Here is a 1,281-nt window from a genome sequence, read left to right as displayed (position 1 = left end):
GGGTGCGCGCGCTTCCCGTGATTGTGGGCTTTGGCGCGCAGGAGCGCATCAGCCGCCACCTTGCCGACGCGACGCGCGAGGTCGCTGCGCGCACGATCGACGTGCTGAAGGTCGCGTTCGTGTCGAGCGCGGTGATCGAGTTCTTCGCGGCGCTGTCGGTGGCGCTGGTCGCGCTCTATTGCGGCTTCAACCTGCTGGGTATCCTGCCGTTCCCGGCTCCTGAAAAGCTGTCGCTGGGCCAGGCCCTGTTCGTCCTCGTCCTCGCGCCTGAATTCTACCTGCCCATGCGCCGCCTTGCCGCTGCCTATCACGACAAGCAGGTCGGGGAGGCTGCGGTCGAGCGCCTTGAAGCTCTTGCGCCTGCAGTGCTGCCCGCGCCGAAAGTCGCCATCGAAGGACCGCCCGCGCTCCGCTTCGACGGCGTGGTCATCGACTATGGCGAGACGGCTATCGGCCCGTTTACGCTCGACGTTGCCGCGGGCACCAGCCTTGCCCTTCGCGGCAGCACGGGGATCGGCAAGTCGAGCCTGCTCCACGCGCTGCTGGGGCTGGCTCCCATCGGCAAGGGGCGGGTTTTGATCGACGGCCGGGATGCGGCCGATGTTGCGCTTTCCGGTCATGTTGGCTGGGCGGGGCAATCGGTCGCGTTCGTCCCGGGCACGCTGGCCGACAATATCCGTCTTGCGCGTCCCGATGCCGAGGACGCGGCGGTCGAAGCCGTGGCCCATCGGGCGGGCCTTGGGCCGATGATCGAAGCGCGGGGGCAGGGATTGGCCTTGCCGCTCGATCATCGCGGGTCGGGTCTATCCGGCGGGGAACGCCGGCGTGTCGGCATCGCCCGGGTGCTGTTAAAGGACGCGCCGCTCTGGTTGCTGGATGAGCCGACCGCGGATCTCGACGCGGGATCGGCGGCCGATATCGCCAGGATACTGGCGTCCGCCGCAAAGGGACGGACGGTCCTGATCGTGACGCACAGCACCGAACTGGCCGCGATCGCCGACAGCGAAGCGGTGCTTTCATGAGCCGCGCGGATATGGACCGGCTGCTGGCCGAGGCGATCGGCCCGGAGCGCCGGGCTTTCCGGATTGCGGGCCTGCTCGCCGCCGCCGCGACGATCTCTGCGGTCCTGCTGCTGGGCCTGTCCGGATGGTTCATCACCGGTGCTGCGCTTGCCGGACTGGCCGGCGTGCTGGCCGCGCAGGGTTTCAACTACCTGGTGCCGAGCGCGTTGATCCGGCTGCTGGCGATCATTCGCACCACGGCACGCTATGGCGAACGGTT

Annotated in this window: 1 protein-coding gene and 1 pseudogene; both read left to right on the top strand. The window is 68.6% G+C overall.

Translation table 11 applies throughout. The features are described 5' to 3' along the window. Positions 1-1,022, top strand: a 1,022-nt coding sequence (locus BHQ40_RS24690) for an ATP-binding cassette domain-containing protein (RefSeq protein WP_139139483.1), incomplete at its 5' end; no start/stop codon positions are given. Continuing rightward, a pseudogene (locus BHQ40_RS24685) lies at positions 1,019-1,281 on the top strand (amino acid ABC transporter ATP-binding/permease protein); the annotation flags it as partial. The gene BHQ40_RS24690 and the pseudogene BHQ40_RS24685, both read left to right, overlap by 4 nt.

This window comes from Sphingobium phenoxybenzoativorans (assembly GCF_001757355.1).
GTDB classification, from domain to species: domain Bacteria; phylum Pseudomonadota; class Alphaproteobacteria; order Sphingomonadales; family Sphingomonadaceae; genus Sphingobium; species Sphingobium phenoxybenzoativorans.
Note: the sequence above shows the minus strand (reverse complement) of the source record. Positions and strands in the feature narration are given on the sequence as shown.